10 protein-coding genes are annotated in these 14453 nt (G+C 49.3%); 4 read left to right on the plus strand and 6 right to left on the minus strand.

The window, feature by feature from the left end; all coding sequences use genetic code 11:
* Genes glnD through mutS form a run of 3 tightly spaced genes read right to left on the minus strand, consistent with a single transcriptional unit; the run spans position 1 to position 7003 of the window.
* On the minus strand, positions 1-2694 hold the full coding sequence (gene glnD / locus AC1931_RS02780; protein WP_483875700.1) for a [protein-PII] uridylyltransferase: 2694 nt from the start codon (positions 2692-2694) through the stop codon (positions 1-3).
* Positions 2691-4397 carry an N-acetylmuramoyl-L-alanine amidase gene (locus AC1931_RS02785; protein WP_483875701.1) on the minus strand — a complete coding sequence of 569 codons (1707 nt, stop codon included), beginning with the start codon at positions 4395-4397 and terminating at the stop codon, positions 2691-2693. The genes glnD and AC1931_RS02785 overlap by 4 nt, the downstream gene beginning before the upstream one ends.
* Positions 4394-7003: a DNA mismatch repair protein MutS gene (gene mutS / locus AC1931_RS02790; protein WP_483875702.1), complete on the minus strand. Its 2610-nt coding sequence runs from the start codon at positions 7001-7003 to the stop codon at positions 4394-4396. The genes AC1931_RS02785 and mutS overlap by 4 nt, the downstream gene beginning before the upstream one ends.
* A 184-nt stretch (positions 7004-7187) precedes the next feature.
* Between mutS and AC1931_RS02795 the strand changes: the two genes are divergently transcribed.
* Positions 7188-7694 (plus strand): hypothetical protein, encoded by a 507-nt coding sequence (locus tag AC1931_RS02795; protein ID WP_483875703.1) that lies wholly within the window; start codon positions 7188-7190, stop codon positions 7692-7694.
* Positions 7695-7733: 39 nt separating this feature from the next.
* On the opposite strand, the gene AC1931_RS02800 is transcribed toward AC1931_RS02795, so the two are convergent.
* The 3 genes from AC1931_RS02800 to AC1931_RS02810 all read right to left on the minus strand — a co-directional run bounded on the left by AC1931_RS02800 (position 7734) and on the right by AC1931_RS02810 (position 9029).
* Positions 7734-8168 carry an ExbD/TolR family protein gene (locus AC1931_RS02800; RefSeq protein ID WP_483875704.1) on the minus strand — a complete coding sequence of 145 codons (435 nt, stop codon included), beginning with the start codon at positions 8166-8168 and terminating at the stop codon, positions 7734-7736.
* 1 nt (position 8169) lies between these two features.
* A complete protein-coding gene (locus tag AC1931_RS02805; RefSeq protein WP_483875705.1) occupies positions 8170-8769 on the minus strand; it encodes a MotA/TolQ/ExbB proton channel family protein in 600 nt (199 codons plus the stop codon).
* A gap of 137 nt (positions 8770-8906) precedes the next feature.
* On the minus strand, positions 8907-9029 hold the full coding sequence (locus AC1931_RS02810) for a metallophosphoesterase family protein (RefSeq protein WP_483875706.1): 123 nt from the start codon (positions 9027-9029) through the stop codon (positions 8907-8909).
* Positions 9030-9410: 381 nt separating this feature from the next.
* Between AC1931_RS02810 and AC1931_RS02815 the strand changes: the two genes are divergently transcribed.
* The 3 genes from AC1931_RS02815 (at position 9411) to AC1931_RS02825 (ending at position 14335) form a co-directional block, all read left to right on the plus strand.
* Positions 9411-11672 (plus strand): NADP-dependent malic enzyme, encoded by a 2262-nt coding sequence (locus AC1931_RS02815; RefSeq protein ID WP_483875707.1) that lies wholly within the window; start codon positions 9411-9413, stop codon positions 11670-11672.
* 345 nt (positions 11673-12017) lie between these two features.
* The gene (thrC, locus tag AC1931_RS02820; RefSeq protein WP_483875708.1) at positions 12018-13406 is read left to right on the plus strand and encodes a threonine synthase; all 1389 of its coding nucleotides are present in this window, start codon (positions 12018-12020) and stop codon (positions 13404-13406) included.
* A 98-nt stretch (positions 13407-13504) separates the two neighbouring features.
* The gene (locus AC1931_RS02825; RefSeq protein ID WP_483875709.1) at positions 13505-14335 is read left to right on the plus strand and encodes a mechanosensitive ion channel family protein; all 831 of its coding nucleotides are present in this window, start codon (positions 13505-13507) and stop codon (positions 14333-14335) included.
* Positions 14336-14453 lie beyond the last annotated feature (118 nt).

Below are 14453 nucleotides of genomic sequence, written 5' to 3' on the forward strand. Positions count from 1 at the left end.
TTACTCCAGTCGGCTCAGCAGGGTCTGACGAACGGTGTCTATCCGTTTCGGATCAACAATTTTCTGGCCAAAAATATCATGGACATAAAATACATCAGCAGCCTGATCAACCTTGGTTGCGATCTTTGAAACAGCTATATAAAGACCTAGTTCTTTCAATGTCCTGGTGATCTGATAAAGCAAACCCACCTTGTCAGTAGCAAAAATATCAATAACCGTATAGCTGTCTGAAACCTCGTTATCGAACTCCACCCGATTCGGTCGCGGGACTTGCCTGATTTTTTTCGTATAAAATATAGGTGTTTGGAGTTTAGCTACGAGATCCTCAACCATAACGCGTCCTTCCAGAACCGCGGTCAAGTCGTCCTCGAGCTTACGCCATTTTTCCGGTTTACTGACGATTTCCCCATGAACGCTGTTGACCTGCAACACATCGAGAACATCACCGTCTTTACGGGTATATATCTGCGCTCCCAGGATGTTGATAGAGTGAGCGGCCATGACGCCGGCGATCTGTGAGAAAAGGCCCGGCGAATCTATAGTAGAGATAGTGACCTCGGTAAATTTGGCATCCTCCATGTGCTCAATCTGCATGGCCAGGGCCTTGCGTCCACGATTAAGGGCCAACCGCAAATGCGGGATGATCTCGGCCGAGCGATTACTCAGCAGATATCTGTTATTCAGGCCGCTAATGGCTTTAGCCAAACGTTTTTCCGAGAATTCGCCCATGAGCGTCTGGCGAATTTTGCGCTTGCGATTACGTACCTTTTCAGTCCGCTGCTCCTGGAAGAAATCTTTTTTCTCTAGGACATCGTAGGTTTTTTCATACAATTCCTGAAGCAAGGTTCCTTTCCATTCCGACCAGACATCCGGCCCAACCGCTTTGATGTCGGCGAAAGTCAGCAGATAAAGCATGCGCAGGTTCTCACTGGTCTGCAGCAGTTCAGCGAACTGAGCGATCATCTTCATGTCCTGCAGATCACGCCGTTGCGAGATGTGCGCCATTTTCAAGTGATGGGCAACAAGAAACTGCATGCGCTGGCTGTCTTCACGATTCAGCCTTAACCTTCTGGCAATGCGCGGAATCATTTCCGCACCACGGACACTGTGATCCTTGCCACTGCCTTTGCCGATATCATGGAATAAAATGGCCAGCAGCAACAGTTCCGGTTTTTCTATCTGAAGAATCAGCTGGCTCAGAAGCGGCTGAGAATCCTGATAGTCCCCATTCCAGAGTCTTTCTACCTCTTCAACGGCAAAGATGGTATGAACATCAACGGTATAGATATGATATAGGTCAAACTGAACCTTGCAGTAGATATGTTTAAACTCGGGAATAAACGCATTAAGAAACTGCAGGTGATGCATCTTGTGAAGGGTTTTTCCCGCCCCCTTGACATCCCGCAGAATGGCCATGAAAGAATCATTGATGCGTTTTGAGCGACGCACCTTGTCGGTAATCAGATGCAGATTCTCCCGAATCAATTGTTTGAGTTCCAGACACAAGTCAGCCTGATGTTTCTGCGCCAATTCAAACGCCACCATCATCAGCTCAGGGTGTTGAAGCAGTATCAGGTTTTTTGAAGCCCGTAATTCGCCGCGCAACAAATAAAATCCGTCATCCAGGCTGCGCCGGACAAGAAAATTGAACACCCCCATCGGAGCGCTACGTGACATCGTCGCATCAACAATCATCTTTGAGGCAAGATATTCATTCTGGTTCGCGTAAGCGTAATAATCCTGCATAAACTGTTCAACTGCCGAACCGGTTGATTTGTTGGTGTAGCCGAGAAAGGCAGCAATCTGCTGCTGAACATCAAAGGTGAGCTGTTCGGATTTTCTCTGGGTGAAAAAATGAAGAAAATTTCTGATCGTCCACAGATAGTCCTGGGCGTGGACATAAGACTCGACCATCTGTTCAGTAACAATGCCGCGGGTGAGTAATTCGTGCAGGCTGTCGGCCTTGAATTTTATCCGCGCAATCCACAGGGCGTCCTGAAGCTCGCGCAACCCGCCCTCACCTTCCTTAATGTTGGGTTCCAGCAGATAGACGGACGAGCCGTATTTTTTTTTACGTTCATCACGTTCTTCAAGCTTTCTTTTAATAAAGCCCTGGGGATCCTGGTTCTGAAGTACCTGTCCGACATCATTGACAAAATCCTGGTAGACGCGGTGCTCGCCGGCGATCAGACGGACATCCAGAAGAGCTGTTCGAACCGTCGTATCGCGAGCCTGGTCAATGCAATCAGCTGATGAACGGATGCTGTAACCTACGTCAAGATTCAAATCCCACAGTAAATACAAAACGCGGTCGGCAATAACTCGGATGCGTTCTTCTCCTTCGGGAAGATAATAAAACAACAGGTCAAGATCAGAGCGTGGGTTCATCTCTTCGCGCCCATAGCCGCCGACAGCCAACAAGGCACAATCGGCAACCGCCGCGTGATCAAAACCAGTGACCGCAATGCGGAACAGGTGTTGACTCAAATGATCAAACAGACAGGTAAATTGTTTGACAATAAACCGGCTTGATGCACCTTCAAGGCATTTTTTTTGAAGGATAGCAAAGTTTTCATCGATATAAGTGCGTGCTGCAGCCAGCACCTGGGGTCGCACTGATTCGAAATCTATGTGATTTGCGGGACCATTAAACGGAATCAAATCGTGACTGATGTAGGTCGTCTGGGAGGTCATTTCCACGCCACCTGCCCCATGGCCGCAGCATAATTTTTAACTCCCTGGACGATAGCATTAGCAACATGGCGATGATAATCTTCAGAATTTAAACGCTTTTCTTCGCGCGGGTTGGTGATAAACGCCGATTCAACCAGCGCCGACGGCATGGTAGCGCCGAGCAGGACATGAAAGGGTCCCTGTTTAACCCCGAGGTCACGGATATTGCTATAGCGGGATGACAATCCGCCGACCAGGGATTGCTGAACTTCTGCCGCCAGGCGACTGGATTCATTAATTTTTGCATTGGCCATCAAATCAAAAAGAATCGCCTCAAGATTACTGATGTCCTGCAAAGTCATCCCATTTTCACGCGCTGCAACCTCGGCAGCTTCATCTGTTTTTGAGAGGTTGAGAAAATAGGTTTCAACGCCGTAGGCACGGGAGCCGGTAGTGGCATTGGCATGCAGGGAAATAAACAGGTCGGCACCAACACGATTGGCGTATTCAGTACGTTCACGTAATTCCAGATAACGATCATCCTCACGGGTCAGCAGCACCTTGACTCCCAATTGCTGGCGCAGCGCCGCTGACAGAATTTTCGCCATTGCCAGGTTAACATCTTTTTCTCTTGTTCCGTTGGGACCAATCGCACCAGGATCACGGCCTCCGTGACCAGGGTCGACAACAATCAAACGGATACCGTCGCTGTTGGATTGCTGTCTAATCCGCATGACAGGTTGTTCAGAGGCAGCGGAACCAAGGATGCCGGCAATCGAATCGTCAGCAATGGGAGGTGAACTTGGCGGTCGGGCTATCTGTATCTGTGGTGCGCGACTGGGAACACCCACAATGTCAATAACCAGGCGATGGGGACTATCCAGGGTGGTGATTCGATATTCCAGTTCACGCTCCAGATCAATAACGACACGGGCACGCTGGGTATCGAAACGACTTGCACGAACACGCTGGACAAGGCCGTTGTTAATGACGATTTCATCAGGCAGTTGGAGTGAAAGGTCGGTATAAACCAGATCAAAATAGAGGCGTGGTGAATCCCCTCTGAGAAAATTGGGGTTGGCAACCACCGGCGCCGACAGATCAAGAACAATGCGTGTATACTCGGGGCCGCTCCAATAGCGGATGGACTCAAGCAGTGGTGCCTGGGCAATCTCCTGATATTGGTGCTGCTCCATTTCTGCTGTCGCCGGCGCTGGATGGACAGAAACGGACAAGGCAGCCAGTTTCTTTTGAGCTTCGTCCACCATGTCACCTGTTGGGGTGTCATGAATGACCCGGCGATACAAACCAATAGCACGGTCCTGATCGTTCAGACGCTGTTGTGCTAATGCGCCGGAGTGGAACAGGGCATCGTCGGCAAAACGACTGTCGGGAAAACGTTTGGCCAGATCGAGGTAGAGACGGATGGCCTCTTCGGCATCGCTACGTCCACCAGACACCTGGGCCAAACCGTCCCAGGTGCGGGCGCGCAGAAAATAGGCATTTTCGATGGAGGCGTCACGTGGTTGCTGAGCAATAAAACGGTCAAAATATGAGATCAAACGTTCCCAGTTGGTGCGTTGACGTTGTAGCTGGGCCGACGTGATCAGCCGCTGATAATCCTGGCGCAGTTCAACATAGGAACGAGCATGTGCCTGACCGGTGTCGCCCGCAGGAAAGAACAGCATCAGCTGTAACAAGGTAAAAAAAAGAACAATTCTCATTCGATCAACTTTTTCATCTCGGCCAGCAGGTTCAACGCGGCCAGAGGGGTTAAGTGACTGATGTCAATGTTTTCAAGGCGTTCACGAAGTTGTTGGTGGAGATCCTGGTCAAACAAGGAAAGCTGCAGGCTTGACTGGTTTTCTCGTATTTCTTTCAAGCCGTAGCTACCACGGTGGTCACGCTCGCCGCTTTCCAGATCTTTTAAAATGCTTTTTGCGCGCTGAATAACCGGTTCCGGAAGACCAGCCAGCCGGCCGACCTGAATTCCATATGAGCGACTGGCGCTACCGGCGACAATCTTACGCAGGAAAATTATCTGATCGTTCCACTCCTTTACCGCAACATTAAAGTTTTTCACCCGGGGGCAACTGGAAGCAAGGTCCGTCAGCTCATGGTAATGGGTAGCAAACAACGTTTTAGCTGCGACATCGAGGTTGTCATGTAAATACTCAGCAACCGCCCAGGCAATACTGACCCCATCGTAAGTAGAGGTACCACGGCCGATTTCGTCAAGAATAATCAGGCTGTTGGGTGTGGCGTGGCGAAGGATATTGGCCGTTTCGTTCATCTCAACCATGAAGGTCGATTCACCTTTAGCCAGATTATCACTTGCCCCAACCCGAGTAAAGATCCGGTCAACCACACCGATCTGCGCTTCATCAGCCGGAACGTGACTGCCAATCTGTGCCATCAGGGTGATCAACGCAACCTGCCGCATAAAAGTTGATTTACCCGCCATATTCGGTCCGGTAATAATCAACAGTTGATTTTCTTCATTGTCAAGCAGGACGTCGTTTGGAACAAAAGCTTCCTGAAGGGGCATCCCTTCGATAACCGGGTGGCGACCGGCTTCAATGCGGATCGTGCCGGAATGATCCATCAGTGGACAGACATAGCGCCGTTCATGTGAAAGGTCAGCCAAGGCCACCAATACGTCGATTATCGCCAGGGCATCGGCACTGCGCTGGATCCGCTCCGATTGTGCAGCGGCATGGACACGAACCTCCTGAAAGAGGGTGTATTCAAGTTCTGCCATTCGTTCCTCGGCACCAAGGACTTTAGCCTCAATATCCTTCAACTCGGCAGTAATGTAGCGCTCAGCATTGACAAGTGTCTGTTTTCGCTGATAGTCGTCGGGAATCCGCTCAAGATGGCGATGGGTCACTTCAATAAAATAGCCGAACACCCGATTGTATTTAATCTTTAAAGATGAAATGCCGGTGCGCGCGCGTTCCTTGGTTTCCATCGCCGCGATCCAGCCTTTACCTTCGCGACTGATCACCCGTAGCTCGTCGAGATCTTCGTGATAATGATCCTTGATAATTCCACCGTCACGTACCACAACGGGAGGCTCATCAATAATCGCACTGGTGAGTAGATCGTTGAGATCGGGCAAGGCGTCCAACCGGGTTTGCAGTTCCTTCAGATAGGGATCGGCAAAAGAGTCAAGAGTGTCAGCAACCGCCGGTATGCGTGCCAGTGAATCGCGCAGTGCCACCAGATCACGCGGATTGGCGCCGGCCATGGAGATTTTACCGTTCAGACGTTCGAGATCGTAAACTCCATCGAGCGCTTCACGCAAATCCATTCGGAGCAGGCTGTTGTCAACCAGTTCAGAGATTGCATCTTGTCGTTTGCTGATCTGATCAAGGTCAAGCAATGGATAATGGATCCAATGCCGCAGGGCTCTTCCACCCATCGCAGTTACCGTGCGGTCAAGGACCCCAAGCAGAGATCCTTTCTTTTTGCCATCCTGCAGGGTGGCCGTCAGTTCCAGGTTACGTCGGGTAGCATCGTCGAGCACCATAGAATCCCGCACGTGATAGGTGGTAAGGGGCTGCAGGTGCTTAAGCTGATCCTTCTGGGTCTGCTGCAGATAATAAAGAATGGCGGCAGCGGCCTGACGGGCCGCGGGCAGATCGGCACAGCCAAAAGAGGACAAATTCGCCACGGCGTAAAAGGAACAGATCTGCTCCCTGGCATAGTCTTCGGTAAAGACCCATTCCGGCAGGCGGTTGCACATCAGGGATTCAAGCAATGGATTTAGTTGTCGTTGCAGGCGCTGGGAGCCTTCTCCTTCACACATCACTAATTCACGTGGTCGGATAGAACTGATTTCACTCTCTACCTGGGCAATAGTTTCAACCTGGGTAACGCGGAAAGCGCCGGTAGTGATATCGACACAGGCAACCCCGAAAGCATTTACTGTAGTTGCTAAGGCCAGAAGATAATTGTTTTCTTTAGGTTCCAGGGTGTCCGTGTCGGTAATCAGCCCCGGGGTGACAACCCTGACCACCTCGCGCTTGACAATACCTTTAGCGGTTTTCGGGTCTTCTACTTGCTCACAGATAGCGACCTTGTGGCCAGCGGCTACCAATTTAGCGATATAGCCCTGGCTGCTATGGTACGGAACCCCACACAGTGGCACCGCGTCCTCATCCCCTTTGTTGCGTGAGGTCAGAGTGATGCCGAGAATCTTTGCAGCGACAACGGCATCATCCATAAACATTTCGTAGAAATCACCAAGCCTGAAAAACAAGATGGCATCTTGGTAATCAGCTTTAATTTCGAGAAATTGGCGCATCAAAGGAGTGGTTGTTGACATGCAGGTTTCCAGTGAAAAAAGGATACAGACGACAAACAAAGCCGTGAGTCTAGCAAAGGACGGTGACGGTGTAAATCAGGGATTAGCGGTGACCGTAGGTCGCCTGCTGCCAGAGCTTGACCGTAAATACTGGACGAGGTAAAAGAGCACACCAATACGTCATCAATAATGAACAGGACATACGATGAACTTGCTGAAAAAAACTTCAGGGTTGACCGTCCATCCCGACAATTTTTCCATGAACAACCTGAGCGATGAAATTCGCGTGGATCAGTTGTGTAAGACACTGTTAAGGCATTTTCATCAGCATCTTATCGAGACAGACCATTTTAGTCCTCTGGAAGCCGGTTCCATGGCCGGAGGGGCGGATTATTTTCTGCGCGATTATGTCATCGATTCGTTGCGGGCCAATATTTTTCACATCACCGCCAGACAGGTTCGTGGATTCGCCGGCAACTGGTATGTTCACCGTACCCTGGAACCCAACATGAAAGAACTTGAAATGATACTCAAAGGGGTGCAAAAGTTTTATGGTTATTGTGCGGATAACGGTTGGGTAGAGGCAATCGTGAGTGATGAGATTGCTGCGACATGTACAGATGTTGGCTACTATCGTGAACGTATTGACAGCTTTCACGCCTTGAAAGGTGATGATTATCCGGGATGGTGTGAACAGTGCCCGACGAATTGAGAAACAACTTCTTAAGCCCTGGGCGGCATCAATTGAGAGTTATTCCCCTTGCCTGATCGTTGTTTCATCAACGGTTTTGTCCGTCGCAATGGCAAGGCGTAAAAAACCGTTGCGGCGGGCAATTTCCATCACCTCAATGACCCAGCCGTGGCGGGCTGACTTGTCGGCCATCAGCAAAAAGGTCATCTCCTTTGCCGCTTCACTTCCTAATCCGTCCAGGTGATTGTCCAACTCAGACAGGGTGATCGCCTGGCGCTGCAGGAAGAGGTCTCCTTCTTCAGTCAGATATACTTCAACTTCTTTTTTTTCGATTGCAACCTGTTGGGTTCCCCCTTCCGGCAGATCGATATTAACCCCCGGACGTTCGATGAAGGTTGTTGATATCATGAAGAAAATCAACAACAGAAAAACAACATCGATCATTGGGGTCAAATCGACTCGTGGAGACTCGCTGACCTTGCGCCGAAATCCCATCTTAACCCTCAACCTGATCAACAATCTTCATGGAAGCCTCTTCCAGCTCAAGGGTCAACCGGTCGGACCGCGCCGACAGGTAGCGATGGACCAGCAACATCGGCACTGCCACACTGAGCCCGGCAGCGGTAGTGATCAGCGCCTCTGAAATCCCACCGCCCAGGGTCGCCGGCGTGCCAACCCCTTCGGCGGCAATCACGTTGAAAGCGTTGATCATTCCCAGAACCGTCCCGAGGAGTCCGAGCAATGGCGATACGTTGGCAATCGTAGCGAGCAGGCCAAGATAGCGCTGCAGAAAAACGGCTTCACGCTCCCCCACCTCTTCTGCCAGGGACTTCAGGTGGGCACGTGAAGCCCCACGATTTTTGAGAACAACCACCAGAATGCGGGCGAGCGGCGATCCGCCCTGTAGACAAAGCTCCAGCGCATCTTCAGGGCGATTATAGTTTATTAGATCGGAAACCTTGGTTCCTAAACGCAGCAATTCACGTCGGATCTGAACATAGGCAAAAAAGCGTTCCATGAAAATGGCCCAGCCAATGATCGAACAAAAAAGAATCGGATACATCAACGGGCCGCCACGCAAGAATATATCTAGCATAATAATTGCTTTCCTTAACTGTGAGGTCAGTGCTGACAGGAAGTTAACGCAACAACCTGATTTAAGCATGGTCCAGCAGCATGTAACGATGATAAATCAACAATATCACCGAAAACCAGTGCACCAAGGGTCAACATTCAAACCGTTGGAGCCGGGCCCAGGCGAGAATCCGTCGGGCTGCCGGGGTTCAATCGCAGGGTCGACCCGCTCCATCGGTTTTCGGGCTGATGGCTGTGGCCAAAAACCAGCACCTCCGGCATGGAGGTTTCAATGAGATGGGTATCGGACTAGACACCTGTTTTCACACGAATCACCTTTGGTCCGATTCTATTTATATGGCGAAAAAACGCCTAAAACCACGAAAATAGGCGCAAACTAGAGTATATTTATTACCATAATTCGCACAGAGCGCCTCAACTAATGAATATATCTATTTTTTAGCCTAAACACAATTTTGGCATTGGCATTGCGTATAAACAGAAATAGTTTATATTCTATAGGTTAAGTCCTTTCAGCTTGACAGATATTTAGTAAAACTATAATTTTTCATTCTGAATAATATCGTGTGTACAAAATCAAATGCGTTGATTTTTCGTCACACCCGTTAACATCATCATTTTCTTACAGGAGGAAATACATCCATGTCAATGCGCCAAGATGCTCTTGATTACCACAGCAGCGGTAGAAAAGGAAAAATCGAAGTCATTACCACCAAGCCCTGTGCTACCAGTCGGGACCTGTCTCTAGCTTATAGTCCGGGTGTTGCAGAACCCTGCCTTGAAATAGAGAAAAATCCGGAAGATGCTTACAAGTATACCGCCAAGGGAAACCTGGTTGCGGTCGTTTCCAACGGCACTGCGGTGCTTGGTCTTGGTGACATCGGTGCTTTAGCAGGCAAACCGGTTATGGAGGGTAAAGGGGTTCTGTTTAAAAGTTTCGCCGACATAGATGTTTTTGACATTGAAATCGATTCAAAAGATCCGGATGAAATTATCCGTACGGTAAAACTGCTGGAGCCCACATTCGGTGGTATCAACCTTGAAGACATCAAGGGGCCGGAATGCTTCTATATTGAAGAAAAACTGATAGAGCTGATGGATATTCCGGTTTTCCATGATGATCAGCACGGCACTGCAATTATTTCTTCAGCTGGGATGATTAATGCTCTGGAAATCGTCGGCAAAGACATTAAAGATGTCAAGATGGTTGTCAATGGCGCCGGTGCCTCAGGTATTTCCTGCGCCAACCTTGCCATTGTTATGGGGATCGACAAGAACAACGTCATCCTCTGTGACACCAAGGGGGTCATTTACAAAGGCCGTAAAGAAGGGATGAACGAATACAAGGAGCGTCTGGCAGCTGAAACCACTGACCGCACCCTCGAAGATGCGGTGAAGAATGCTGATATTTTCTTTGGCCTTTCTTCTAAGGGCGCTCTAACTGCGGCAATGCTCAAAACGATGGCACCCAATCCAATTGTCTTTGCCATGGCCAACCCTGATCCGGAAATCACCCCGCCGGAAGCCAAAGCCGTGCGCGATGATGTCATTATTGGTACCGGACGTTCTGACTTTCCCAACCAGGTCAACAATGTGCTGTGTTTCCCCTTCCTCTTCCGTGGTGCCCTTGATGTCCACGCCAGTGCGATTAATGTGGAAATGAAACTGGCTGCGGTCAAAGCTCTTGCAGACCTGGCTAAGGAGGACGTACCCGACTCCGTACGCAAGGCTTACGCCGGCGAGGACATCCAGTTCGGGCGCAATTACATTATCCCCAAACCGTTCGACCCGCGCGTACTTCTGCACGTGGCTCCTGCCGTTGCCCAGGCGGCCATGGATAGTGGTGTTGCCCGCCGTCCGATCAAGGATATGCAGAAATATCGTGAATCCCTCGAAGCCATGCAGGGTCGTTCCAAGGAGGTTATGCGCACGCTGATCAACAAAGCAAAAGCAGCACCCAAGCGTATTGTTTTCCCCGAAGGCGAAGAAGACAAGATCCTGCGGGCAGCCCAGATTCTTGTCAATGAGAACATCGCCACCCCGATTCTCCTTGGAAATGCTGAAGCTATTGCCGCCAAAGCTCAACACATGCATGTCGACTTAAGTGGTATCACCGTTATTGACCCAACGACCAGTGACAAACGCGATGAATACGTCGGCAAAATGTTTGAACTGCGCCAGCGTAAAGGCGTTACCCGCCATGGAGCCATGAGTCAATTAAAAGGCAACTATAATTACTTTGGTGCCCTGATGGTGCAACAGGGAGATGCAGATACCATGCTCTCCGGAATAAACCATCACTACCCGGAAACGATCAGGCCCTCACTAGAAATCATCGGCAAGCAAAACAACCTCTCCAAGGTTCACGGCATGTACATGATGGTTTTCAAAAAGCAGGTCGTCTTTATTGCGGATGCCACAGTCGCCATCGATCCGACACCGGAGGAATTGGCTGAAACTGCGATTCTTGTAGCTGAAAAAGTACGCCAATTTGATATCGTTCCCAAAGTTGCCATGCTGTCTTTCTCTAACTTCGGCAGCAGCACCGATCCACAAGCGCTGAAAGTGAAAAAAGCGACGGCACTGGTCAAGCAACTTGACCCTGATCTGATTGTTGATGGCGAGATTCAGGCAAATGTGGCCCTCGATGCGGAACTGACAGAAAAACAATATCCTTTCTCCCTGCTTAAAGGAGATGCCAACGTCTTTATCTTCCCCGACCTGCAGTCCGGCAACATCAGTTACAAGTTGCTGAACAAGCTGGGCGGTGCCGAGGCCATTGGTCCGATCCTGATGGGGATGAAAAAACCGGTTCACGTGCTCCAGCGTGGTGACGATGTTTCTGACATTGTCAATATGGCCGCAGTTGCTGTTGTCGACGCCCAGGAAGCTGAACACAACTAAAACAACTTGTTCTGATCAAAATACCAGGCGTAAGGTCCTTTTTGGGGCCTTACGCTTTTTTTTGTGGTTATGACTTTTATTCAGTGAAGATAAGCAGTACTTTATTTATGGTTATCCACTTTCATCAAGTTGCCTTGCACAAAGGATCGTAATCGCTTCTTCAGCGTCGCTTTTTAGCCTTCAAGGCATCAGGTACACTGCAGAAGGAATCCCGGACTTTGGTTTGTTGCTTTATTTGATAACCAGTCATTACTTTTTAGATTGGGTTTGTGCAATATCATAACATGTCATTACATTGAACCATCGATAAACTTTTTGAATCTACATTAAGAAACAGGTGACAACATGATGAAATACATGAGCACTCGTGGCCAGGTGAAGGATTTATCTTTCAGTGATGCAGTAATGATGGGGCTGGCCTCCGATGGTGGCCTGTTGCTGCCACAGGAGATACCCCGCCTTTCTGAACAACAGCTTCAGGACTTGAGCCGGTTGGATTATAAAGATCTAGCCTATGAAATTATTGCGCTGTACGCCACCGATCTGCCGGCTGAAGACCTGCGCAACCTCGTGGATAAATCTTATGCGGTATTTGACCATCCTGATATTACACCAGTGGTCAAGCAGGACGATCTGTATATTCTGGAGCTGTTTCACGGCCCGACTTTAGCGTTTAAAGATGTCGCGCTGCAGTTTCTTGGCAACCTCTTTGAGTACTACCTGGTTCAACGGGGGGAAAAGATGAACATTGTCGGCGCGACCAGCGGCGATACCGGTAGCGCAGCGATTGCAGGAGTTCGCGGCAAAGACAATATAAATATTTTCATTCTGTACCCTGATGGACGCGTCTCTGCGGTCCAGGAAATGCAGATGACAACGGTTGCAGACGCTAACGTTTTTAATATCGCCATCAAGGGTACCTTTGATGACGCACAAGCTATCGTCAAGGATATTTTTAACGATGCCGATTTCAAGCAGCTGCATGCCCTGGGATCGATCAACTCCATCAACTGGGTGCGGGTTCTGGCGCAAATTGTTTACTATTTTTACGCCTATTTTCGTATCTCCCGGCAGACCGGGAGCAGGCAGGTTCGATTCAGCGTCCCGACGGGTAATTTTGGTGATATTTTTGCCGGTTACATGGCAAAAGAGATGGGACTGCCAATCCGGCAACTGATTCTGGCCACCAACGCCAACAATATTCTCAGTCGATTTGTCAATCAGGGTGACTATTCCCTCGCAACGGTGCATCAGTCATTGTCTCCTTCTATGGATATCCAGGTGGCCAGCAACTTTGAGCGTTATCTGTACTACCTGCACGATGGCGATACAACGAGAGTTCTCGACACCATGAATCGCTTCAAAAAGGATGGCAAAATTTGTTTTGAAGGTGAGCTGCTGAATCGCATTCAGGAGGATTTCATTGCGGCGACGGTGGATGATCGAGCCACCCTGGAACAGATCAGCGCTTTTTATCGGAAAACCGGATACATTCTTGATCCCCACACGGCTGTTGGGGTCGCTGCGGCTTTAAAGGTTGGGGCCGACACTCCTATTGTCTGCCTCGCAACCGCCCACCCTGCAAAGTTTCCTGAGGCTATTACCAAGGCGATCAGCATACCGCCGCCGACAGTTTCAGCCGTTGAAGCATTGCGCAATCTTCCCCAGCGTCGAGAATCTATGATCGCCGATCTTAACGTCATAAAAAAATACATCGGAGAAAATTCTATTTGAATTTTTCTGCTATAGTTGGCGGTGTTGGTAACCTTATTCCGGTAAAAACATAGTACGCGCGCCTTGTTGGCTGCTTTTAACTACCCGAGGAGATACTTATGAATGACATTTCACCCGACATGTTTTACGGCTTGATTCAGACCTACGGGTTGCCCCTGCTGTGGGCAGTGATTATTTTTATTGTCGGTCGGATTGTGGCCAGAACCATATCCAATGCTGTCGCTAAAGCCATGACCAAGGCCCGCGTCGAAGACACCCTCGTCAAATTCACTAAAAATATGCTGTTCGTGGCGATGATGGTTTTTGTTGTGATTGCCGCAATCAGCAAAATGGGGGTGGAAACAACCTCTTTTGCTGCTGTTGTCGCTGCAGCCGGCCTGGCCATTGGTCTGTCTCTTCAGGGAACCTTAAGCAATTTTGCTTCCGGAGTTTTGTTGATTATTTTCAGACCATTTAAAGCGGGCGATTTCATCGAAGCTGGTGGCATTTCAGGAATTGTTGAAGAAATTCAGATATTTTGTACTCTTATGCGATCAGGAGACAACAAACAGATCATCGTACCAAACTCCCAGGTTATGGGAACAACCATTACCAATTATTCCACCAAGCCGACCCGTCGGCTGGACCTGGTCATCGGCGTCGGTTATGGAGATGACCTGCAGAAGGTTAAAGCGGTACTGGGCGATCTTCTTGCCAAAGATGAGAGGATTTTACCGGAACCTCAGCCAACCATAGGGGTACTGGCGCTAGGTGAAAGCAGTGTTGATTTTGCCGTACGTCCCTGGGTTAACAGCGGTGACTATTGGCCGGTATTATTTGATCTGCAGGAGGCTATCAAGCTGCGTTTTGATGACGAGGGAATCAGTATTCCCTTCCCACAACGTGATATACACATTGTCAGCAACTCAAAAGATACCGTTGCAGCATAAATAATGATCTGGTCCGTACAGGATTACAAACCTTGTAGACGATGATGAAGATGAAGTCATAATCGTATTCATGTGATCGCTGAACATAAAAAGGCCTCCGGTGTGCTACCGGAGGCCT

This window comes from Pelovirga sp. C15f, assembly GCF_057178085.1.

What these genes read in the sequence shown, in the direction of transcription:
- glnD (WP_483875700.1), bottom strand. Translation starts at nt 2,694, where the DNA reads ATGACCTCCCAGACGACCTACATCAGTCACGATTTGATTCCGTTTAAT.
- AC1931_RS02785 (WP_483875701.1), bottom strand. Translation starts at nt 4,397, where the DNA reads ATGAGAATTGTTCTTTTTTTTACCTTGTTACAGCTGATGCTGTTCTTT.
- mutS (WP_483875702.1), bottom strand. Translation starts at nt 7,003, where the DNA reads ATGTCAACAACCACTCCTTTGATGCGCCAATTTCTCGAAATTAAAGCT.
- AC1931_RS02795 (WP_483875703.1), top strand. Translation starts at nt 7,188, where the DNA reads ATGAACTTGCTGAAAAAAACTTCAGGGTTGACCGTCCATCCCGACAAT.
- AC1931_RS02800 (WP_483875704.1), bottom strand. Translation starts at nt 8,168, where the DNA reads ATGGGATTTCGGCGCAAGGTCAGCGAGTCTCCACGAGTCGATTTGACC.
- AC1931_RS02805 (WP_483875705.1), bottom strand. Translation starts at nt 8,769, where the DNA reads ATGCTAGATATATTCTTGCGTGGCGGCCCGTTGATGTATCCGATTCTT.
- AC1931_RS02810 (WP_483875706.1), bottom strand. Translation starts at nt 9,029, where the DNA reads ATGCCGGAGGTGCTGGTTTTTGGCCACAGCCATCAGCCCGAAAACCGA.
- AC1931_RS02815 (WP_483875707.1), top strand. Translation starts at nt 9,411, where the DNA reads ATGTCAATGCGCCAAGATGCTCTTGATTACCACAGCAGCGGTAGAAAA.
- thrC (WP_483875708.1), top strand. Translation starts at nt 12,018, where the DNA reads ATGATGAAATACATGAGCACTCGTGGCCAGGTGAAGGATTTATCTTTC.
- AC1931_RS02825 (WP_483875709.1), top strand. Translation starts at nt 13,505, where the DNA reads ATGAATGACATTTCACCCGACATGTTTTACGGCTTGATTCAGACCTAC.